We start from the raw sequence: 20,435 nt of genomic DNA on the forward strand, positions 1-20,435 counted from the left end.
CGCAACGAGGAGGAGAAGGGGTGGGGAAATCGATGGGGTGGATGTGACGCCACGCTATCGGCGGGAAGGGGGAAGTGTCCGACGGATGCGCGAATTTCACCTGGACGAGTGGGTTTCGTCGAAGGCGTGGACGGAAGCGACGGAAAACCCCGGGATGCCATGATTCGCGCGGTGAGGGAGGATTCCGAGTGATGCGGTACTCCATACGGGGGCCCCGGAGGGGCTCCGCGCTGATGGCGGCCGCGGTGACGCTGGTCACCGTGGCGGCCTGCTCGAACGGATCCTCCTCGGGGCCGCCCGCCGCCACCGGCACGGGCTCCGCCGCCTCGGCCGCGGCACCCACCACGGCCGCGCCCCCGCCGAGTCCGACACCGACGAAGACCTATCCCCTCTCCACCGCGCCCCGGGTGATCCCGGCCGTCCGCAGCCACCAGGCCGCCCGCGGCCCCGGCTGGAAGCCCGGCCCGGCCGCCGGTGTCGTCGTGGCGGCGAAGGACGAGGCCGCGCTCGCCGACGAGGCCCGGCTGATCGCGGGCGAGCTGCGCGTCCCGTACCGCGGCACCGCCGCCGCCCGCCCGGGCGACGTCAGCCTCGCCCTCGGCGGGCAGGGAGCCTCCGGGGCGTACACGCTCACGGTCCGCGACGGCGGGGTCCGGATCACCGGACCCGACCAGGCCGGCGTCTTCTACGGCACCCGCACGCTCAAGCAGTCCGTCAGGTCCACCGGCGCGATGCCCGAGGGCGTGGTGACCGACGCCCCCGCGAAGCCCGAGCGCGGGCTCTTCGTCGACATCGCCCGCAAGTACTACTCCGCCGAGTGGATCGAGGCCCGGCTGCGGGAGATGGCCGACCTCAAGCTCAACCAGCTGCAGCTGCACTTCTCGGACGACCAGGGCTTCCGCATCGCCTCGGACAGTCACCCCGAGGTGGTCTCCGCGAAGCACCTCAGCAAGGCCGAGGTGCGGCGGATCGTGGCCCTCGCCGGGAGCCTGCACATCAGCGTCGTCCCCGAGATCGACTCGCCCGGACACCTGGGCGCGGTCATCGCCGCCCACCCCGACCTCCAGCTCGTCAGCGCGAGCGGCCGCACCCCGCGCGGCGCGGTCGACATCTCCAAGCCCGCCGCGGCGAAGATCGTCGACGAGCTGCTCCGCGAGTACCAGGGGCTCTTCCCCGGCCCCTACTGGCACCTGGGCGGCGACGAGTACGTGGCCCTGATGGCGAAGAACCCCGAGGCCACCTACCCGCAGCTGGCCCGCGCGGCGACCGCGAAGTACGGCCCCTCCGGCCGCGTCCAGGACCTCGCGACCGGCTGGCTCAACGACCGCGCCGCGGTCGTCCGGCCGACCGGCAAGGCGCTGCGCGCCTGGAACGACGGCTTCTTCACCGGCGGGGTGGTGAGCGCCGCCAAGGACCTCCAGGTCGCGTACTGGACCGGCAAGGAGATCGGGGCGCGCACCCCCGTCTCTTATCTGAGCGCGGGGCGGAAGATGCTGAACCTCAACGACGCGTACCTCTATTACGTCCTCGGCCAGCCGAACAAGTTCACGTACCCGACCGGCCGCCGCATCTACGAGGAGTGGACCCCGCTCGTCGTGCGCGGCAGCACCCCGGTCCCCGCGCGCTACGACGCCCAGATCCTCGGCGGCGCCTTCGCCGTCTGGGGCGACTTCCCGAACGCCCAGACCCAGACCCAGGTGGCGGACGGCATCCGGATGCCGCTGACGGCGACGGCCCAGAAGCTGTGGGACGCGCGCAGACCGGCACTGACCTGGGCGGCCTTCCGGGACCTGGCGGCCCGGGTGCGCTGAGGTACGTACTCAGACCGGTCTGAGTGTTTTCGCCGTGGTGGCCGGTTCCCGGCGGCCCGTAGGTTCCGCTCATGCTTCGAACGAACCCGGACGGCCGGTCGTACGCCGTCGCCCCTCTGCTCCTCGCCGGCGCGGCCGTCGACGTCCTGGCCGCGTGGGCCGCGGTCGACGTGCGCGCCCTGTTCCTCGGCCCGCTCGCCGACCACTCCGACCCGGCGGGCTTCGGCGACCTGGACCTGGCCATGGCCGGGACGGCCCAGTGCGTGGTGCTGCCGGCGGCCGCGGTGCTCTTCGCGCTCTGGTTCCGGGGCCGGGACCGCGGCGTGCAGGCCGGCTGGGCCGGGCGGCTCTGGTGGGCGTCCCTCGCCCTCGCCGCGCTCGCGCTGGCCGCCGGGACCTGGCGGTACGCCTCCGCCACGACCGTGCCCGGGTTCGTCACGGGCGCGACCTGGCTCGCCGCCGCCGACGCGCTGAACGCCGTCGTCGCTCTCCTCGGCATCCTCTACGTGCGCCGTTCGACCCCTATGCAGGGCCTGAACGCCACTGGCATGATTCCGGCCGCGCAGTGACGAAAAACCGTCGGGCGGCGCAGTAGGGGAAGTACGGCGTCCGCATCGTTGGCGAGGAGGCGTCCATGACGTCCGTGACGAGCACGAGCCTGCAGGAACTGATCGACCGCGCCGACACGCGGAGCCTCGCGGCCGCCGGACTCGCGTGTCTGGACCGGTGCCTGCCGCTGCTCGCGCCCGATCGCGCCGAGGTGCTGCGACCGGTGTGGGCCGCGGTGGCGCGCGGCGACGGCGGCGCGTGGGCCGAGGCCGTCGGCAAGGCGCGGGTCGAGCTGGACGGCGCGGGCGACGGGGACGTCGACGCCGGCGGGGTCGTCACGATGGTGCGCGTCATGCTGGACGGCGTTCCCGCCGAGTGGGCCGAGGGGCCGCTGCGGGAGTGGGCCGGGCGGTGCTCCTCGATCGCGCTCACCCTGCACCGCCTGTACGACGCGACCGAGGCCGGCCCGCTGCACGCGGGCGAACTGCGCCGGCAGAGCGCCGTCCTGGAGGCCGCGGCCCACGGACCGACCGGTCTGCGCCGGGCCCGCGAGCTGTCCATCGAGGGCGGACGGGTGCTGCGCGCGGTCGTCTCGCGCCGGGCCCGGACCGCCTGAACCGCACGGCGCGGCGGACCGCCTGAAGGGGGTGGCCGGCGCCGGCCACCCCCTTCACCTCGTGTCACCTCGTACGGGCCTGAGGTCAGGCCTCCGGTGCCGGCTCCGGCTCCGGCTCCGCGATGTGCAGGGAGGCGATCGCCTCGGCGATCTCCCGCTCGGCCTTCGCCTTGTCGAGGCCGAGCCCCGCGAGCACGCCCTTGCCGTCCTCGAACTCGAGCAGGGCGAGCAGGATGTGCTCGGTGCCCACGAAGTTGTGCCCGAGGCGCAGGGCCTCGCGGAACGTGAGCTCCAGGACCTTCTTGGCGTCCGCGTCGTACGGGATGAGCGCGGGCACCTCCTCGGCCGCCGGCGGCAGCGTCGGGGTGACCGCCTCGCGGATGCGGTCCAGGTCGACGCCCTGGCCCACGATCCAGCGGCCGGCGAGCCCGTCGGGCTCGGCGAGCAGGCCCAGTGCGAGGTGCGCCGGGACCGTCTTGTCGTTGCGGGCGGCCGAGGCCTCGTTCTGCGCGGCCATCACGACGTTCCGGGCCCGGGGCGTGAACCGGCTGAAGCCGGCGTTCGGGTCCATCTTCGCCGCGTCCGCCTCCTTGTCGTCCTTGGGGACGAAGCGCTTCTGGGCGGCCTGCCGGGTGACGCCCATGCTCTTGCCGATGTCGGTCCAGGAGGCGCCGGCCCGCCTGGCCTGGTCCACGAAGTGGCCGATGAGGTGGTCCGCGACCTCACCGAGGTGGTCCGCCGCGATGACCGCGCCGGAGAGCTGCTCCAGGGCGTCCGGATGGGACTTCTTGATCGCGTCGATCAGGTCGTCGAGACGCACGGGGCTGGTCATGCCGAGTGGATTCGTCATGAGTGCAACCCTAGGTTGACAGTCGAGAGGTGTCAACTGGTGGTTGACAGTCGCGGGGGCGCTGTCGGTGGCAATACGGGCGGAAGGGGGGCAAAAGGAAAAGGGCGCCTCTCAGAGACGCCCGAAAAGGAAGACGACCGGGGCCGCCACCCCCCACAGGAGAGGCCCCGGTCGTCGTCCGCGGAGCCGCAGCACGGCCCCGTACTCCTAACAGCGCCGTGCGTGCGTTTTCTGTCACACCCCGCTTCCGCCCCCGCTGAAGGGGTGCGAAGTTTCGACTTGTACAAAGAACCGGACCCGCGTGGACGCGGTGCCCGAAAAGGACGTAGCGTTCTGCTGCGCCCAGGCGGCGTGGCGGTGACGACCAGCCGCGATGAGCGTGACGACGGACAGGTGTGGGGAGTGCTGGGGGACGAGGCGGAGCTGACGGCCGCAGTGCTCGCCGCGCAGGAGGGTGACGAGGACGCCTTCCGCGCCGTGTACCGCGCGGTGCATCCCCGGCTCCTCGGCTACATACGCACTCTCGTCGGCGAGGCCGACGCCGAGGACGTGGCCTCCGAGAGCTGGCTGCAGATCGCCCGCGACCTCGACCGCTTCAGCGGCGACGCGGACCGCTTCCGCGGCTGGGCGGCCCGGATCGCCCGCAACCGTGCCCTCGATCACATCCGGATGCGCGGCCGACGCCCTGCCGTCGGCGGCGACGAGACCGAACTCACCGACAAGCCCGCCGACTCCGACACCGCGGACGAGGCGATGGAAGCCCTGGCCACCGGCCGCACCATGCACCTGATCGCACAGCTTCCGCAGGACCAGGCCGAGGCCGTCGTCCTGCGGGTCGTCGTCGGCCTGGACGCCAAGAGCGCCGCCGACACCCTCGGTAAGCGGCCCGGCGCGGTCCGTACCGCCGCCCACCGCGGCCTCAAGAAGCTCGCCGAACTCCTCGGCGCGCCCGGTCCCGACGGCGACGGAGCCGCCCTGGACGGCGTCCCTCCGCAGCGCGGCCGGCGGCCGGGGGCCACGGCTCCCGGCGGTGTGACGCAATCGCGCGCGCGGACGCAGAAGGACATGTGATGGCCGACGAGCGGTACCAGTGGCTCGACCAGGAGGCCGCGGAGCGGCTGCTCCGCGGCGAGCCGGTCGACTCCGTCGACGACGTGTCCCGCGCGCAGGCCGAGATCCTCGCGCGGGCCCTCGACGCTGCCCGCACGCCCGCGGCCCTCGAACGGGACGGCGAACTCCCCGGAGAGGCCGCCGCCCTCGCCGCCTTCCGCAAGGTCGTCGCCGAGCGCGCGGCCCAGGCCGCCGTGCCCGGATCCACCGCACGCGGCGCTGCCGACCTCGGTGCCGTCCGCATCGCTCCGGTCCTCGCCGGCCGCCGCTGGGGGCGTTCCCTGCGCTACGGCCTCGCGGCCGCCTTCGCCGCCGTCACGGTCGGCGGGGTCGCCGTCGCCGCCGGCACGGGCGTGCTGCCGCTGACCGCCGAACCGCCCGGACGCTCGGTCGCGGCCACCGACACCACCGGGCCCGCCGTCTCCGGCTCGCCGACCGGCGGGATCGGCTCCGAGGTGCCCGCCGTGCCCACGGGTCCCGACGGACGCACCGTCACTCCCGGCGCCACCGACGGCCCGGCCACCGCCACGGCGGGGCCCGGCGGGGAGAACGGCGCCACCGTCACGCCCGGCCGGACGCCGACCGGCGGACCGAGGGGCGGCGACGCGGACCGCGCCAAGGTGATCGAGGCCTGCCAGGACTACCGCGCGGGCAAGCTGGCCGGCAGCGGCCGCGACCGGCTCACCAGCGCGCTCAGGAACGGCGAGACCGTGAAGCGCTACTGCGACCGGATCCTCGCCGACGTGCCGGCCACCGCCACCACCAGGCCGACCGCCGGCCGCACCCCTTCGGGCACCGGCGGCTCCGGGACCGGCGGCTCGGGCAGCGGTTCCGAGACGGGCGGCTCCGACGGCGACGACAAGAGCGATCGAGGCGCCAAGGACCGCGACAAGGGTCACGGACACGGCGGCAAGGCCCCGGGACAGGGCTCCCGAGGGCCCGGCGGGCACGGCGGCGACCGCTCCCGTTCATAGCGCCGACAGGCGGGTGTGACACTTTTCGACCCGCCGACGCAGTACTGAATGAGCCGACTGGTCATCGGCGAGCGCACGGAGCCGGGGTTCCCCCCGTACCTTCGGCTCGGCGCACCGGCGCGGGTGGGACACGTTCCCCCGGTCCCACCCGCGCCCCTTCTCCTTCTTCCCCCCGCCGCCGCTCCGGCCGGCCGCTACCAGTGCACGACGACCTTGTCGCCCACCTTCACCTGGTCGAACAGCGCCGCGAGCTTCCCCTTGTCCCGGACGTTGACGCAGCCGTGCGAGGCGCCGGCGTAGCCGCGGGCGGCGAAGTCGGCCGAGTAGTGCACGGCCTGGCCGCGGCTGAAGAACATCGCGTACGGCATGGGCGTGTGGTAGATCGTCGAGGTCCACTCGCGGGCCTTCCACTCCACCTTGAACTCGCCCTCGCGGGTCGGCGTGTTCTCCGAGCCGAAACGCACGTCCATCGAGGACACGACCTTGCCGTCGATCATCCAGGCGAGCGTCCGGCTCTCCTTGCTGATGCACATCACGCGGCCGGTCAGGCAGCGCGGGTCGGGCGCGTCCAGCTTGTTGGTGGTGGCCGGCCGCAGCTCGTCCGCGGTCGGCTCGTGCGTCATGGTGACCAGCTTCTGCCAGGTGGTCTCGTCCACCGTGCCGGTCTGCGGCAGCTCCCGCTTCTTCTGGAAGCCCTTCACCGCGGACGCGGTCATCGTCCCGTAGAAGCCGGTGGGCGCCCGGTCGAAGTAGCCGATCTGCCGCAGCCGCGCCTGGAGCTCGCGCACCTGAGCGGTCTCGTCGCCGTCGTCCATGAGCACCTTGGCCTTCGGCGGCCCGGAGGTGGCCGAGGTCGACGGCGTGCCGGTGGACGGCGTGGCGGGGGAGGACGGCTTGTCGTCGCCCGTGCCGCTCGCCGTGGGTGCCGGCGCGGCCGTGGTGGGCGCCGGACTGACCGTGCCCTTGCCCGTGTCACCGGCCTGGGCCGTACAGCCCGCGGCCAGGACGACGGCGGTGGCGGCCAGTACGGCCCTGCGTATGACGGACGAACGCTTCATCTCAGCCCCCCGGGAACGGCGTGTGTAGAACAAGGGATGCTGCCCACGCCAGGGCGGTTGCGCACGTGACCGAAAAGAGACGTGCATCCTGTGAGGAAGGTCCCAGCGTGCTGCACTCCTCCGTGCCGTACGGGCGCCACTACAGTCCGTCGCGAGGGTCGGTACCGCTCAGGAGCAGTCTTCACGGGAGGCACACCACATGGCGCGCGAGACGGAGTCCGGACTGCCCATCGAGCCGGTCTACGGGCCGGACGCCCTGGAGGGCTGGGATCCGGCGGAGAAGCTGGGCGAGCCGGGCGCGTACCCCTTCACGCGCGGCGTGTACCCGTCGATGTACACCGGCCGGCCGTGGACCATGCGCCAGTACGCCGGTTTCGGCACCGCCGTCGAGTCCAACGCCCGCTACAAGCAGCTGATCGCCAACGGCACCACGGGCCTGTCGGTCGCCTTCGACCTGCCGACCCAGATGGGCCACGACTCCGACGCGCCGATCGCGCACGGCGAGGTCGGCAAGGTCGGGGTCGCCATCGACTCGATCGACGACATGCGGGTCCTCTTCGACGGCATCCCGCTGGACAAGGTCTCCACGTCGATGACCATCAACGCCCCCGCCGCGCTGCTGCTCCTGCTCTACCAGCTCGTCGGCGAGGAGCAGGGCGTCCCGGCGGACCGGCTGACCGGCACGATCCAGAACGACGTGCTGAAGGAGTACATCGCCCGCGGCACGTACATCTTCCCGCCCAAGCCCTCGCTGCGGCTGATCGCCGACATCTTCAAGTACTGCAAGGCCGAGATCCCGAAGTGGAACACGATCTCGATCTCCGGCTACCACATGGCCGAGGCCGGTGCCTCGCCCGCGCAGGAGATCGCGTTCACCCTCGCCGACGGCATCGAGTACGTCCGGACCGCCGTCGCCGCCGGCATGGACGTGGACGACTTCGCGCCACGCCTCTCCTTCTTCTTCGTGGCCCGGACGACGATCCTGGAGGAGGTCGCCAAGTTCCGTGCCGCCCGCCGGATCTGGGCGCGGGTGATGAAGGAGGAGTTCGGCGCCAGGAACCCCAAGTCGCTGATGCTCCGCTTCCACACCCAGACCGCCGGCGTGCAGCTGACCGCGCAGCAGCCCGAGGTCAACCTGGTCCGCGTCGCCGTCCAGGGCCTCGCCGCCGTGCTCGGCGGCACCCAGTCCCTGCACACCAACTCCTTCGACGAGGCCATCGCCCTGCCGACGGACAAGTCCGCCCGCCTGGCCCTGCGCACCCAGCAGGTGCTCGCCTACGAGACCGACGTCACCGCCACCGTCGACCCCTTCGCCGGCTCCTACGTCGTGGAGAAGATGACCGACGACGTCGAGGCCGCGGCCCTGGAACTGATGACGAAGGTCGAGGACCTGGGCGGCGCCGTCAACGCGATCGAGCGCGGCTTCCAGAAGAACGAGATCGAGCGCTCGGCGTACCGCATCGCACAGGAGACCGACTCCGGCGAGCGGGTCGTCGTCGGCGTCAACCGCTACACCGTCGACGTCGAGGAGCCCTACGAGCCGCTGCGCGTCGACCCGGCCATCGAGGCCCAGCAGGCCGACCGCCTCGCCAGGCTGCGCGCCGAGCGCGACCAGCCGGCCGTGGACGCGGCGCTGGCGGAGCTGAAGAAGGCCGCCGAGGGCACCGAGAACGTGCTCTACCCGATGAAGGAGGCGCTCCGGGCCCGCGCCACGGTCGGCGAGGTCTGCGACGCGCTGCGCGAGGTCTGGGGCACGTACGTGCCCTCCGACGTCTTCTGAGGCCTCCGAGACCTCCCCTGGTCTGGGATCTTCCGCGATGCGAAACACCCGAGCGGAGTGTCGTACCCACGTGCGACACTCCGCTTCATGCTGGGTGTCACCGATCTGCCGACCTATCTCGCGGGCCTCGTCCTCATCATCCTGCTCCCGGGGCCGAACTCGCTGTACGTGCTGTCCGTCGCCGCCCGCAAGGGCACGCGCACGGGCTACAAGGCCGCGGCCGGGGTGTTCACCGGCGACACGGTCCTGATGACCCTCGCCGCCCTGGGCGCGGCCTCGCTGCTGCAGACCACGCCGCTGCTCTTCATGATCGTGAAGTACGCGGGCGCGGGCTATCTCGCGTGGATGGCGTACGGGATGCTGCGCGCCGCCCTGGGCATGTGGCGCTCCCGCGGGCAGGCCCTCGCCGACGAGCCGGCCGCCGCCGAGGAGGACGGGCCGGTCGAGCGCCCGTACCGCCGGGCGCTGATCATCAGCCTGTTCAACCCCAAGGCGATCCTCTTCCTGATCTCCTTCTTCGTGCAGTTCGTGGACCCGTCCTACGCCTACCCGGCGCTGTCCTTCCTGGTCCTCGGCACCCTGCTGCAGCTCGGCAGCTTCCTCTACCTCACGACCCTCATATTCGGCGGCACCCGCCTCGCCGCGGCCTTCCGCCGCCGCAAGCGCCTCTCGGCGGGCGCGACCTCGGCCGCCGGCGCCCTCTTCCTCGGCTTCGCCGTGAAGCTCTCGCTCAGCAGCGCCGCCTGACCGTTTGACCCTCACACCGTGTGAGGGCGTTCCGTGGAGGGCGTCATGTTCACCATCGGAGACTTCGCCCGGCACGGGCGGGTGTCGGTCCGCATGCTGCGCCACTACGACGCCATCGGACTGCTGCGCCCGGCCCACGTCGACCCGCACAGCGGCTACCGCTTCTACGAGGCGGCCCAGCTCGCCCGGCTCAACCGTGTCATCGCGCTCAAGGACCTCGGCTTCACCCTCGAACAGGTCCAGTCGATCCTCGACGAGCAGATCGGCGCGGAGCAGCTGCGCGGGATGCTGCGGCTGCGCCAGGCCGAGCTGGAGACGGCCGCCGCGGAGGCGGCGGCCCGGCTCGCCCGGGTCGGTGCGCGGCTCCGAGCCATCGAGAGCGAGGGACGCATGTCCACGCAGGACGTCGTCGTCAAGAAGATCCCCGCGGTCCGGATCGCCGAGCTGAGCGGCCTCGCGGCGAGCTTCGGACCGGCCGACATCGGCCCGGTCGTCAGCCCGCTGTACGACGAGCTGTGCGGGCGCCTGGAGGCGGCCGGCCTCAAGGAGTTCGGGCCCGGCATCGCCTACTACGAGGACGCCGGCCGCGGCGACGGCTCGGTCGTCGTGCACGCCGGCATGACCGTTCCCGAGGGGACGGAGGTCGAGGGCGTCGACGTCCTCGTGCTGCCCGGCATCGAGGAGGCGGCCACGGTCGTCCACCGCGGCTCGATGGACGAGATCCTGCCGACCGCCCAGACCCTGGCGAGCTGGATCGACACCAACGGCTACGCCTCCGCCGGGTACGCCCGCGAGCTGTACCTGGAGGTGCCGGACGACCGGTCCGGCTGGGTGACCGAACTCCAGGAGCCGATCACCCGCGCCTAGGCGGGGGCCCGCCGGACCGGCACCGGCCCGTGATCCGGCTCCGGGTCCGTCCCCGGTCCGGCTCCGGGTTCGTCCCCGGTCCGGCTCGGGCGCCCCGCCAGGCGTCCGCCCGGCATCCGTCCGGCGCCTGCCATCCGCCAGGCGCCCGCCCCGCATCCGTGCGGCACCCGCCAGGCGCCGTGCGTCCGGGTGCCTCCTGCGCCCGGGCCCCGCCGTCACCTGCCGCCCAGGGCCCGACGCTTCAGTCTCAGGGCGCGGCGGGCCAGGCGGCGCAGGCCCGGGTGGCGGGGGACCGGCAGGCCGCCGGGCAGGCCGAGCGAGGTGAGCCGGCGGCGGGTGAAGTGGTGCCGGGTGGGCGCGGCGAGCGGGCCGGACAGATGCCGTACGGCCGCGTCCCGCAGGTCGGGGCGGATCTTCGGCTGCATCGCGAAGCCGACCGCGGCGACCAGGCTCTCCAGGTGCGCCAGGGGCATCGGCTGCTGGCCGCCGGGCTCCTCCAGGTCCGGGATCAGCGCGTCCACGAGGACCACCGGCACCCGGTTGCTGTTCTGGTACGGCGCGAGCCGGGCGAGCAGCTGCCGGGTGCCGACCCGGGCGGTCCGGAGTCCGTAGAAGGCGCTCGCGGTGAACAGCGCGGTGGAGAAGCAGCCCACGACGAGCGCGGGCCGCAGCTCCCGGTAGAGCACCTCGGCGAGCACCGGCCGGTCCAGGACGGTCAGTTCGGCGCCGAGCGCCGCCGCCTCCCGTACCAGCGCCCGCGACCAGGCGTCGGGGGCCGTCGGGTGCGGCTTGAAGACGAGCCGGCGGTGGCCGCGGGCGACCGCGCCGCGGACCATGCGCAGATGCAGTTCGGCCTCCTCCGCGGGGGTGAGGAGGGCGAGCGCCGCCAGGTACTGGCCGAGCAGCAGGGCGGGGGCCGGCTCCGTGGCGGGCGCCGAGGGCGTGGGCCCCGACAGCTCCTCGACGACCTTGGTGAAGGCCTCCGTCGGCACGGTCTCGGCGCCCGTCCCGAACTCGGCCAGCAGCAGCGGCGCGAGCCCGGGCACCAGGTCCAGGTGGAGCAGCCGGCGCACCCGCTCGCCCACCAGCGGGTCGATCTTGTTGCGGGTCGGGCCGTAGCTCATCAGCCCGTCCGCGTAGACGTCGATCGGCGCGTCCGGGAAGAGCTGGGCGATCGTCAGGGCGGGCGCCACCTGGAGGGACTCCACGACGAGTTCGACCCGGTCGCCGCCGAGCGCCCACAGCCGCCGCAGGTGCCGCTGGAGCAGCGGCAGGTCGTCCGGGCGGGGGGTCCAGCCGCCGGGGTGGAGCGGCTCGATGGTCTCGTTCCAGTCGAGCACCTCGTCGAAGCGGCCGCGCAGCCGCTCGAAGCCGGGCATCCGGTGCAGCGGGGTGGTCGTCTCGGGGACGGCCGCGTTGGTGGAGACGAGCAGCACGCGCCGCCCGGCGGGGCGGAAGCAGCCGCTGTCGATCGCGGCGGCCAGGGTGGCCGCCCCGTAGAGCGTGGAGGCGTAGAAGATCTGCGTCGTGCCGCCGTTCATGCCGCCACCTCCGAGGAGGCCGGGGCCGGGGCCGGGCGGCGGCGCTTGAGCCGGCGCAGCGGGGCCGCGCGGTCCTCGCCCATCGCCGACAGCGCCTCCGCGAGAACGTCCTGCGGCATCCGACGCAGCGCCCCGGCGCTCATCGCCCGCAATTCCCGGCGCACTCCGGGTTCGAATTTCGTCATGTTCCCGATGTGATGGGAAATCACCGCGCAATAGGTCCGGACAGCCTTGGGCAAGAGCCGGTCCGCATCCCGATCATTCCTCGTCTCCTCGATCACCTGGTCGAAAGCGCGAATGAAGTCGAGCTGGCGTACGTCCCCGATCTGGGTGAGCGAAGTGGCGATCCCGCGCCGGTAGAAGATTCCGAGATCACCGGTGACCGCGAAGGAATCCGCCTCCCGGTGCAGCCGCCAGATCCACGGCCGGTCCTCGGCCGTCCGCAGGCCGTGCGGGAAGTGCAGCAGGCCGCGGTCGAGCAGCCGCCGGTGGTACATCCCGGCCCAGGCGTACGGGTAGTCGACCGAGGTCGTCCGGTCGGCCGGCAGGATCGCGTCCCGGGGCCGCAGCAGCTCGTGCCGGCGCCCGACCGGCGCCCGCCGCACCGACCTGTTCCGGCCGGTCACCCGGACGTGGTCGGTGCGCAGGAAGTCGCAGTCCAGCCGGTCCATGGTGGCCACCAGGCCCGCGTAGAAGCCGGGGGAGAGCCAGTCGTCCCCGTCGAGGAACGCCAGGTAGCGGCCGCGCGCCGCGTCCAGGCCGGTGTTGCGGGCGGTGGCGAGTCCCTCGTTGCGCGGGTGCCGGATCAGCCTCGCCCCGGGAATCTCGCGCTCCGCCCGTGCCAGGAGCTCCGGGGTCCCGTCCGTCGAACAGTCGTCGACCAGCAGGAACTCGAAGTCCTCACGGGCGTTCGCACGCAGGCTTCTGAGGGCGTCGGGGGCGTATGTCTGCACGTTGTAGAACGGCACGACGACGGAGAGCTTGACCACGCCGCCGACGTTAGGCGGCGCCCCGGCATTCGTCCTGACCCACAAGGGGATGCCCGGTGAACACGAGGCGGCGGGCCCCTTAACCACCCCGGACCGGTCTCCCTTTCTGTCCGTTTCCCGCAATGCGTCATGGCGCTGTTAACCATTTGTTGCGGCCCAGTTGGGCCGCGAATCCCCCGGCCCTCCTAGCGTCCTCGACGTGCCCTCACGTACCGAACGAGCGGCGCGCGTCGCCGTACTCGCCGACTCCGACACCCGGTGGAAATGGGGCGTGCTCACCGCGCGCCGCATCACCGCGGAAAACGCCGGAAGCGATGCCCGGGGATTCGTCCTGCGCGGCCGCGCCACCCCCACCCCCCGCCAGCTCGCCGAGACCGCGGTGTCCGACACCGCCCCGCGCGAGGTGACGGGAACGGAGTTCCTGCGCGAGGTACGGGACGCCGCGGCACGCGGCGAGGGATACGACGTCATCGTCCTCGCCCTGGTCGGCGGCACCGTCCGCGCCCTGCTCCACGGCCTCGCCGAACTCGCCCTGGACCGCCGCCCGGTGCTCGTCACCGGCTACGTCGGCGTCGTCTACGAGAAGCTCGCCGACGGACTCCTGCTGCGCCACGGCGCCGATGTCGTGCTCGCCAACTCCCGCCACGACGCGGAGCGCTTCCGCGCCGTGTACGAGGGCGTCGGCGCCGACCCGGGCGCCGTCGTCGAGGCCGCGCTGCCCTTCCTGGGCGGCGCCCCGTACGCCCCCGAGCCCGGCCGCGACACGCTCGTCTTCGCCGCCCAGCCCTCCGTGCCCGTGACCCGGGCCGAACGCGCCTACGTGCTGCGCCGGCTGGTCGAGCACGCCCGGCTCCACCCGGACCGCGAGGTGCTGCTCAAGTTGCGCTCCAGGCCGGGCGAACACACCACGCACCTGGAGGAGTTCCCGTACCAGAAGCTGGTGCGCGACCTGTCCGTCCCGCCCAACCTCCGTCTCGTCTACGGGCACATGGGCGAGGTCCTGGACCGCACCGACCTGCTGGTCACCGTCTCCTCCACGGCCGCCCTCGAAGCCCTGCACCGGCGGATCCCCACCGCGGTCCTCACCGACCTGGGAGTGCGCGAGGCGCTCGGCAACCACCACTTCATCGGCTCCGGCCTCCTCACCTCCTTCGACCGGCTCGACGGCGGCGCCGTGCCGAAGCCGGACGAGGCGTGGCTGGCCCGCCAGGGCGTGGGCGCCGACGGCGACTACGAGAAGGCCTTCGACGCCGCCCGCGCGCGCGTCGCCGAACTCCTCGACGGCCCCGCGCTGCCGCCGATCGCCCCCTACTACACGCCCGAGACCGCCGGCGGCTACCTGCCCGGCGTCCTCGCCCGCCACCGCCTGGACGTCACCGCGCCCGAGCCCCGGGAGAGCGGGGTGCGCCGGATCGTCCGCGAGGCGGCGCGCGGCGCCTACCGCCACGGCGTGCAGCGCGTCGCCCCCGTCATCCGCCGCCTGGGAGAACTGTGATGCCCACCCCGACCGTGCTCGCCGTGATCCCCGCACGAGGCGGCTCCAAGGGCGTCCCGGCCAAGAACGCCGCCCCCGTGGCCGGCGTCCCGCTGGTGGGCCGCGCCGTCCGCGCCTGCCTCGGCGCCCCGCACGTCACCGATGTCGTCGTCTCCACCGACGACCCCGGCATCGCGGCGGCCGCCCGGGCCTTCGGCGCGGAGGTGGTACGGCGTCCCGCCGAGCTCTCCGGTGACACCGCCACCAGCGAGTCCGCCGTGCTGCACGCGATGGACGCCTTCGAGGCCACCCACGGCCGCGCCGCCGACGTGGTCCTCCTCGTCCAGTGCACCAGCCCCTTCCTCACCCCGGGCGAGGTCGACGAGACGGCCGCGAAGATCGTCTCGGGAGAGGCGGACACCGCCTTCACCGCCGCCCCCAGCCACGGCTTCCTCTGGAAGGACTCGGCCGAGGGCGCCACCGGGGTCAACCACGACAAGGCCCACCGGCCGCGCCGCCAGGACCGCGAGCCCGAATACCTGGAGACCGGCGCCGTCTACGCGATGGCCGCCGAGGCCTTCCGCACCCACCGGCACCGCTTCTTCGGCCGCACCGCGCTCGTCGTCACCGACCCGGCCCGCGTCCTGGAGATCGACGACCCGCACGACCTCGCCCGGGCCCGCGCCCTGGCCCCGCTCCTCGACACACCGACCACGCCCGCGCTCGCCGACGTCGACGCCGTGGTCCTCGACTTCGACGGCACGCAGACCGACGACCGCGTCCACATCGACGCCGACGGACGCGAGTTCGTCTCCGTGCACCGTGGCGACGGCCTCGGCATCGCCGCCCTGCGCAGGGCCGGCGTGCCGCTGCTCATCCTCTCCACCGAGCAGAACCCCGTCGTCGCCGCCCGCGCCCGCAAGCTGCGGATCCCCGTGCTGCACGGCGTGGACCGCAAGGACCTCGCCCTCAAGCAGTGGTGCGACGAGCAGGGCGTCGACCCGCAGCGGGTGCTCTACGCCGGCAACGACGTCAACGACCTGCCCTGCTTCCACCTCGTCGGCTGGCCCGTCGCGGTGGGCAGCGCCCACGACTCCGTACGGGCCGCCGCCCGCGCGGTCACCGACACGCCCGGCGGCTCCGGAGCGATCCGCGAGATCGCCGCCTGGCTCCTCGGACCCGAGCTCCGCGTCCCCGAGCCCCACACCCCCGAGCCCCACACCCCCGAGCCCCACACCCCTGAGCTCCACACCCCCGACGCATAAGGAACCACCATCATGAGCAACCGCCTTCGCACCCTCGGCAGCAAGACCGCCGGACCGGGCCGGCCCGTCTACATCACGGGTGAGATCGGCATCAACCACAACGGTGACCTGGACAACGCCTTCGCGCTCATCGACGTGGCCGCCGAGGCGGGCTGTGACGCCGTCAAGTTCCAGAAGCGCACCCCCGAGATCTGCACCCCGCGCGACCAGTGGGACATCGAGCGCGACACCCCCTGGGGCCGGATGACGTACATCGACTACCGCCACCGCGTCGAGTTCGGCGAGGACGAGTACCGCGCCATCGACGAGCACTGCCGGAAGCGCGGCATCGACTGGTTCGCCTCCCCGTGGGACACCGAGGCCGTCGCCTTCCTGGAGAAGTTCGACCTCCCCGCCCACAAGGTGGCCTCCGCCTCCCTCACGGACGACGAGCTGCTGCGCGAGCTGCGCGCCACCGGCCGCACCGTGATCCTCTCCACCGGCATGTCCACCCCGAAGCAGATCCGCCACGCCGTCGAGGTCCTCGGCAGCGAGAACATCCTGCTCTGCCACGCCACCTCGACCTACCCGGCCAGGGCCGAGGAGCTCAACCTGCGCGTCATCCAGACGCTGCGGGAGGAGTACCCCAACGTCCCGATCGGCTACTCCGGCCACGAGACCGGCCTGCAGACCACCCTCGCCGCCGTCGCCCTCGGCGCCGCCTTCGTCGAGCGCCACATCACCCTCGACCGCGCCATGTGGGGCTCCGACCAGGCCGCCTCCGTCGAGCCGCAGGGCCTGCAGCGCCTGGTCCGCGACATCCGCACGATCGAGACCGCGCTCGGCGACGGCGTCAAGAAGGTCTACGAGTCGGAGCTCGGCCCGATGAAGAAGCTCCGCCGGGTCCAGGGACTCGTCGCCGCATGACCGCCCGGCTGGCGTTCGTCGAGAGTCCGGTCCAGCTCCTGAACGTCCTGGAGTGGGCCCACGCCACGGCGCTCCAGGGCGCCCCGGCCCGCCTCGGCGCGGTCCCGCCCCAGCCGGACCGGCGCCGGAGCGCGGGAAGCCCCGCGCCGGCCACGCCGGCCGACCCCTCGCTCGCGCACGCCGGCCTCACCGTGGTCGTCCTGTCGCCCACCGACCCCATGTCCCGCGGCCAGCTGCGCCGGATGGCGCAGCTGGCCAGGGACGAGGGGGTCACCGTGAAGTGGCAGGACGCGCGGCAGGGCAGGGGAGCCGTGGCGAAGACGCTCCGGGAGCTCGCCGGGCCGCTGCGCGCCGCCGAGCGCGTGATCGTCGGCGACCCCTTCTCGCGCTACGTCCAGCTGCTGCTCGGCCTCTTCGGCCCCCGCCGGGTCACCGTCGTCGACGACGGCACCGCCACCATGGAGTTCGCCGCCCAACTCGCGCGCGGCGAGCGCCTGGTGCGCTGGCACCGGCGGGGCGGCGCAGGCCCGCGCGAGCTGGTCCTCGCCCCGGTGACCTCGGTCGCCCGCCGCAAGCTCGCGCCCGGCCGCGGCCGCACCGTGGAGATCTTCACCTCGCTGCCGGTCGAGCCGCCGCCCGGCACGACCGTCACGGCCAACGACCTCGCCTGGACCCGGTCCCGCTTCGGGCCGCCCCGGCTCACCCGCGGCGCCGACCTGGTGGGGACCTCGCTGGTGGAGACCGGGGTCGTCGACCCCGACGAGTACCTTCGGGCCGTCACCGTGCTGGCCCGCACCCACGGCGCCACCCGCTACTTCGCCCACCGCCGCGAGAGCACCGAGAAACTGCACCGGATCGCCGTCGAGACCGGCCTGGAGGTGGTCCGCCCGGACCTCCCGCTGGAGCTGATCGCGCGCCGCGGCCCGATCGGCCGCACGATCGTCAGCTTCCCGTCCACGGTCGTGCACACCCTGCCCCTGGCCCTCGTCGGCACGGGCGTGAAGGTCGCCGTCTGCGAGATCGCCCCCGAGTGGCTCCGCGCCAACGCCTCGCCGCGCGCGCAGGGCTTCCTGGCGGGGGTCGCCGGCACCGCGACACTCACCGAAAGGCTCGAATTCGGGTAACCATACCCACAGAGGGTGACCGTCATGCCCACGGAACGCGTTTTCTTTCCCCTATCGGGCTGAACTTTTCGTGATCAACGGGCAGTTGATCACCTGGTGGGCCTACCCTTCAAAAGGTGAACCAGTTGAAGTCCCGTGAGCCCGGCCCCGGAGCGGCGCCCGCAGCGCTGCCCGGAACGCTGTCCGAACCCCTGCGCGCCGAACTGATCGCGTTCCGCAGGGACTTGCACATGCATCCCGAGCTCGGCAACCAGGAGTTCCGTACCACCGCCGCGCTCAAGGCCCGCCTGGAGGCGGCCGGGCTGCGCCCCCAGGTACTCCCGGGGGGCACCGGGCTCATCTGTGACATCGGGACCTGGGACGGCGGGCGGCCCATGCTGGCGATCCGCGCCGACCTGGACGCGCTGCCCATCCCGGACGTCAAGACCGTCGCGTACCGGTCCACCGAGCCGAACCGCGCCCATGCCTGCGGCCACGACGTCCACACCACGGCCGTGCTGGGGGCCGGACTCGTGCTCGCCGAGCTGGACCGCCAGGGCAGGCTGCCCGCGGCCGTACGGCTGCTGTTCCAGCCCGCGGAGGAGGTGCTGCCGGGCGGCGCCGCCGACGCCGTCGCGGCGGGCGTCCTGGACGGCGTCGGGCGGATCATCGCGGTGCACTGCGACCCGAGGGTCGACGCCGGCAAGATCGGCCTGCGGGTCGGGCCCATCACGTCCGCCTGCGACCGCCTGGAGATCACCCTCGACGGGCCCGGCGGCCACACCGCCCGGCCGCACCTGACCACCGACCTGGTCACGGCGGCCGCCCGGGTCGCCGTCGACGTCCCCGCGGTGCTGGCCCGCCGGGTGGACGCCCGGTCCGGCCTGTCGGTCACCTGGGGCCGGATCGAGGCCGGTCACGCCCCCAACGTCATCCCGCAGCACGCCGAGCTCTCCGGCACCGTCCGCTGCCTCGACCTGCCCGCCTGGCGTGACGCGCCCGACCTGGTGCACGCGGCGATCGACGAGGTCGCCGCCCTCCACCGGGCCAAGTCGACCGTCGAATACGTCCGCGGCGTGCCGCCGGTCGTCAACGACCCGGTGATCGTGGAGCTGCTCCGCGACGCGATGACCGCCCGGCGCGGGCCGTACGCGATCGAGGACACCGAGCAGTCCCTCGGCGGCGAGGACTTCTCCTGGTACCTGGAGCACGTCCCCGGCGCCATGGCCCGGCTCGGCGTCCGGGCCCCCGGCGATTCCCGGGTGCGCGATCTGCACGCGGGGGACTTCGACGTGGACGAGCGGTCCATCGGGGTCGCGGTCGAGCTCTTCACCGCGGCGGCGCTCATCGACGCCGAGCCGAAGCGCTGATCCGGGCGAGGCCCGACGCGCCGATCCCGTGTCGGAGCAACCGCCGCAACCCGGACTTTAAGTACGACTTTTAGGTGGCCGGACTGTGTTCATCCGTCCGGCCCACCTCTCGGCGTGTCGAATCGGGGCCCGGTCCGTAGGCCCGCACCAGCGTGTATGACGGGCCGTATCGGGCCGGACGCCAGGGGTGGCCCCCTGGCTGGTTCGCGTCGATCCGATAACGACTCATGAACGGGTCTTTAACTGACATCTACGCGCGTTACGATCGCCGCGAAACCAGCGCCGGAAGAGGCGCTTTCGGTCAGTCTCGAAGGGACCCTCCTCTTGCGCCGGATCACCAGGATCACCACCGTGGGCATCGCCTCCGCGGCGCTCGCGCTGTCCGCCACCGCGTGTGGCAAGTCGTCGTCGGACGCCGGCTCGAGCCCCAGCAGCTCCAGCTCCGGTGCCATCAAGGCCGCCATCGCCTACGACATCGGCGGTCGCGGCGACCAGTCCTTCAACGACGCCGCCTACGAGGGCCTGAAGAAGGCCGAGGACGAGCTCGGCGTCAAGGGTGCCGAGGCCGAGCCGTCCGCCGGTGAGGGCGACGCCGACAAGGTGCAGCGCCTCACCGCGCTGGCCCGCGCCGGCAACAACCCGGTCATCGGTGTCGGTTTCGCCTACGCCCCGGCCATCGAGAAGGTCGCCAAGGCCTACCCGAAGACCACCTTCGGCCTCATCGACGACACGTCGAAGACCGGCAAGAACATCGCCAACCTGGTCTTCAACGAGGAGCAGGGCTCCTACCTGGCCGGCGTCGCCGCCGCCAAGGCCACCAAGTCCAACAAGGTCGGCTTCATCGGCGGTGTCGAGGTTCCGCTGATCAAGAAGTTCGAGGCGGGCTTCACCCAGGGCGTCAAGGACACCAACCCCAAGGTCGAGGTGCTCACCCAGTACCTGACCCAGCCGCCGAACTTCGACGGCTTCTCGAAGCCGGACCTCGGCAAGGCCGCCGCGCAGGGCCAGCTCGACAAGGGCGCCGACGTGATCTACGCGGCCGCCGGTCTCGCCGGTTCCGGCGCGATCGAGGCCACCGCCAAGGCCGGCAAGTGGGCCATCGGCGTGGACTCGGACCAGTACAACCAGAAGGGTCTGGCCGCCTACAAGGAGCACATCCTGACCTCGGTCACCAAGGACGTCTCCGACTCCGTCTTCAACCTGATCAAGTCGGTCAAGGACGGCAAGCCGCAGACCGGTGAGATCCGCTACGGTCTCGCCACGGACGGCGTCGGCCTGGCCGACTCCAACCCGGCGTACACCAAGATGACCGACGTGACCGCCGCCGTCGAGCAGGCGAAGAAGGCGATCGTCGACGGCAAGATCACGGTCAAGACCACGCCGTAACGGCGCCCAGGTCAGACCTGAACCGAGGGCCCGGCGACG

18 protein-coding genes are annotated in these 20,435 nt (G+C 72.9%); 14 read left to right on the plus strand and 4 right to left on the minus strand.

Annotated features, from left to right (window positions below):
- The first annotated feature begins 191 nt into the window (after nucleotides 1-191).
- The 3 genes from ACIGXE_RS27365 (at nucleotide 192) to ACIGXE_RS27375 (ending at nucleotide 2,976) form a co-directional block, all read left to right on the plus strand.
- Nucleotides 192-1,811 carry a glycoside hydrolase family 20 protein gene (locus ACIGXE_RS27365; protein ID WP_399751520.1) on the plus strand — a complete coding sequence of 540 codons (1,620 nt, stop codon included), beginning with the start codon at nucleotides 192-194 and terminating at the stop codon, nucleotides 1,809-1,811.
- Nucleotides 1,812-1,882: 71 nt separating this feature from the next.
- A complete protein-coding gene (locus tag ACIGXE_RS27370) occupies nucleotides 1,883-2,380 on the plus strand; it encodes a hypothetical protein (protein ID WP_399751521.1) in 498 nt (165 codons plus the stop codon).
- Nucleotides 2,381-2,445: 65 nt separating this feature from the next.
- The gene (locus ACIGXE_RS27375) at nucleotides 2,446-2,976 is read left to right on the plus strand and encodes a hypothetical protein (protein WP_399751522.1); all 531 of its coding nucleotides are present in this window, start codon (nucleotides 2,446-2,448) and stop codon (nucleotides 2,974-2,976) included.
- Nucleotides 2,977-3,061: 85 nt separating this feature from the next.
- On the opposite strand, the gene ACIGXE_RS27380 is transcribed toward ACIGXE_RS27375, so the two are convergent.
- A complete protein-coding gene (locus ACIGXE_RS27380; protein ID WP_399751523.1) occupies nucleotides 3,062-3,826 on the minus strand; it encodes a Clp protease N-terminal domain-containing protein in 765 nt (254 codons plus the stop codon).
- Between the two features lie 402 nt (nucleotides 3,827-4,228).
- Here ACIGXE_RS27380 and ACIGXE_RS27385 point away from each other — a divergent pair, with 402 nt between their 5' ends.
- Together ACIGXE_RS27385 and ACIGXE_RS27390 are read left to right on the plus strand one after the other, a co-directional pair.
- A complete protein-coding gene (locus ACIGXE_RS27385) occupies nucleotides 4,229-4,897 on the plus strand; it encodes an RNA polymerase sigma factor (RefSeq protein WP_399751582.1) in 669 nt (222 codons plus the stop codon).
- Nucleotides 4,897-5,910: a hypothetical protein gene (locus tag ACIGXE_RS27390; protein WP_399751524.1), complete on the plus strand. Its 1,014-nt coding sequence runs from the start codon at nucleotides 4,897-4,899 to the stop codon at nucleotides 5,908-5,910. Before ACIGXE_RS27385 ends, ACIGXE_RS27390 begins: the two co-directional genes overlap by 1 nt.
- Nucleotides 5,911-6,104: 194 nt before the next feature.
- Here the strand turns inward: ACIGXE_RS27390 and ACIGXE_RS27395 are convergent, their stop codons facing one another.
- Entirely contained in the window at nucleotides 6,105-6,968 is an 864-nt protein-coding gene (locus tag ACIGXE_RS27395; RefSeq protein WP_399751525.1) for a peptidoglycan-binding protein, read from the minus strand.
- Between the two features lie 199 nt (nucleotides 6,969-7,167).
- On the opposite strand from ACIGXE_RS27395, the gene ACIGXE_RS27400 reads away from it, so the two are divergent.
- The 3 genes from ACIGXE_RS27400 (at nucleotide 7,168) to ACIGXE_RS27410 (ending at nucleotide 10,362) form a co-directional block, all read left to right on the plus strand.
- Nucleotides 7,168-8,748 carry a methylmalonyl-CoA mutase gene (locus tag ACIGXE_RS27400; protein ID WP_399751526.1) on the plus strand — a complete coding sequence of 527 codons (1,581 nt, stop codon included), beginning with the start codon at nucleotides 7,168-7,170 and terminating at the stop codon, nucleotides 8,746-8,748.
- Between the two features lie 87 nt (nucleotides 8,749-8,835).
- Nucleotides 8,836-9,495: a leucine efflux protein LeuE gene (leuE, locus tag ACIGXE_RS27405; RefSeq protein WP_399751527.1), complete on the plus strand. Its 660-nt coding sequence runs from the start codon at nucleotides 8,836-8,838 to the stop codon at nucleotides 9,493-9,495.
- A 45-nt stretch (nucleotides 9,496-9,540) separates the two neighbouring features.
- Nucleotides 9,541-10,362, plus strand: coding sequence for a MerR family transcriptional regulator (locus tag ACIGXE_RS27410; RefSeq protein WP_399751528.1), 822 nt, complete (start codon nucleotides 9,541-9,543; stop codon nucleotides 10,360-10,362).
- Nucleotides 10,363-10,577: 215 nt separating this feature from the next.
- Here the strand turns inward: ACIGXE_RS27410 and ACIGXE_RS27415 are convergent, their stop codons facing one another.
- Both ACIGXE_RS27415 and ACIGXE_RS27420 read right to left on the minus strand, forming a co-directional pair.
- Nucleotides 10,578-11,903, minus strand: a complete 1,326-nt coding sequence (locus ACIGXE_RS27415) for a polysialyltransferase family glycosyltransferase (protein ID WP_399751529.1) — start codon at nucleotides 11,901-11,903, stop codon at nucleotides 10,578-10,580.
- Nucleotides 11,900-12,892 carry a glycosyltransferase family 2 protein gene (locus tag ACIGXE_RS27420; RefSeq protein ID WP_399751530.1) on the minus strand — a complete coding sequence of 331 codons (993 nt, stop codon included), beginning with the start codon at nucleotides 12,890-12,892 and terminating at the stop codon, nucleotides 11,900-11,902. Before ACIGXE_RS27420 ends, ACIGXE_RS27415 begins: the two co-directional genes overlap by 4 nt.
- A 199-nt stretch (nucleotides 12,893-13,091) precedes the next feature.
- Here ACIGXE_RS27420 and ACIGXE_RS27425 point away from each other — a divergent pair, with 199 nt between their 5' ends.
- From ACIGXE_RS27425 to ACIGXE_RS27450, 6 genes are all read left to right on the plus strand, one after another.
- Nucleotides 13,092-14,387 (plus strand): DUF6716 putative glycosyltransferase, encoded by a 1,296-nt coding sequence (locus ACIGXE_RS27425; protein WP_399751531.1) that lies wholly within the window; start codon nucleotides 13,092-13,094, stop codon nucleotides 14,385-14,387.
- On the plus strand, nucleotides 14,387-15,631 hold the full coding sequence (locus ACIGXE_RS27430; RefSeq protein ID WP_399751532.1) for a cytidylyltransferase domain-containing protein: 1,245 nt from the start codon (nucleotides 14,387-14,389) through the stop codon (nucleotides 15,629-15,631). Before ACIGXE_RS27425 ends, ACIGXE_RS27430 begins: the two co-directional genes overlap by 1 nt.
- Before the next feature lie 12 nt (nucleotides 15,632-15,643).
- Nucleotides 15,644-16,537, plus strand: a complete 894-nt coding sequence (locus tag ACIGXE_RS27435) for an N-acetylneuraminate synthase family protein (RefSeq protein ID WP_399751533.1) — start codon at nucleotides 15,644-15,646, stop codon at nucleotides 16,535-16,537.
- Complete coding sequence (locus tag ACIGXE_RS27440; RefSeq protein ID WP_399751534.1) at nucleotides 16,534-17,661, plus strand: hypothetical protein; 1,128 nt, start codon at nucleotides 16,534-16,536, stop codon at nucleotides 17,659-17,661. The genes ACIGXE_RS27435 and ACIGXE_RS27440 overlap by 4 nt, the downstream gene beginning before the upstream one ends.
- A gap of 116 nt (nucleotides 17,662-17,777) precedes the next feature.
- Entirely contained in the window at nucleotides 17,778-19,010 is a 1,233-nt protein-coding gene (locus ACIGXE_RS27445) for an amidohydrolase (RefSeq protein ID WP_399751535.1), read from the plus strand.
- Nucleotides 19,011-19,334: 324 nt separating this feature from the next.
- Complete coding sequence (locus ACIGXE_RS27450) at nucleotides 19,335-20,396, plus strand: BMP family protein (RefSeq protein WP_399751536.1); 1,062 nt, start codon at nucleotides 19,335-19,337, stop codon at nucleotides 20,394-20,396.
- Nucleotides 20,397-20,435 lie beyond the last annotated feature (39 nt).

The sequence above is a fragment of the Streptomyces sp. NPDC053431 genome (genome assembly GCF_044544925.1).
Lineage (GTDB): Bacteria > Actinomycetota > Actinomycetes > Streptomycetales > Streptomycetaceae > Streptomyces.

Coding starts and splice junctions, on each gene's coding strand:
- ACIGXE_RS27365 (WP_399751520.1), top strand. CDS start 192: ATGCGGTACTCCATACGGGGGCCCCGGAGGGGCTCCGCGCTGATGGCG.
- ACIGXE_RS27370 (WP_399751521.1), top strand. CDS start 1,883: ATGCTTCGAACGAACCCGGACGGCCGGTCGTACGCCGTCGCCCCTCTG.
- ACIGXE_RS27375 (WP_399751522.1), top strand. CDS start 2,446: ATGACGTCCGTGACGAGCACGAGCCTGCAGGAACTGATCGACCGCGCC.
- ACIGXE_RS27380 (WP_399751523.1), bottom strand. CDS start 3,826: ATGACGAATCCACTCGGCATGACCAGCCCCGTGCGTCTCGACGACCTG.
- ACIGXE_RS27390 (WP_399751524.1), top strand. CDS start 4,897: ATGGCCGACGAGCGGTACCAGTGGCTCGACCAGGAGGCCGCGGAGCGG.
- ACIGXE_RS27395 (WP_399751525.1), bottom strand. CDS start 6,968: ATGAAGCGTTCGTCCGTCATACGCAGGGCCGTACTGGCCGCCACCGCC.
- ACIGXE_RS27400 (WP_399751526.1), top strand. CDS start 7,168: ATGGCGCGCGAGACGGAGTCCGGACTGCCCATCGAGCCGGTCTACGGG.
- leuE (WP_399751527.1), top strand. CDS start 8,836: ATGCTGGGTGTCACCGATCTGCCGACCTATCTCGCGGGCCTCGTCCTC.
- ACIGXE_RS27410 (WP_399751528.1), top strand. CDS start 9,541: ATGTTCACCATCGGAGACTTCGCCCGGCACGGGCGGGTGTCGGTCCGC.
- ACIGXE_RS27415 (WP_399751529.1), bottom strand. CDS start 11,903: ATGAACGGCGGCACGACGCAGATCTTCTACGCCTCCACGCTCTACGGG.
- ACIGXE_RS27430 (WP_399751532.1), top strand. CDS start 14,387: ATGCCCACCCCGACCGTGCTCGCCGTGATCCCCGCACGAGGCGGCTCC.
- ACIGXE_RS27435 (WP_399751533.1), top strand. CDS start 15,644: ATGAGCAACCGCCTTCGCACCCTCGGCAGCAAGACCGCCGGACCGGGC.
- ACIGXE_RS27440 (WP_399751534.1), top strand. CDS start 16,534: ATGACCGCCCGGCTGGCGTTCGTCGAGAGTCCGGTCCAGCTCCTGAAC.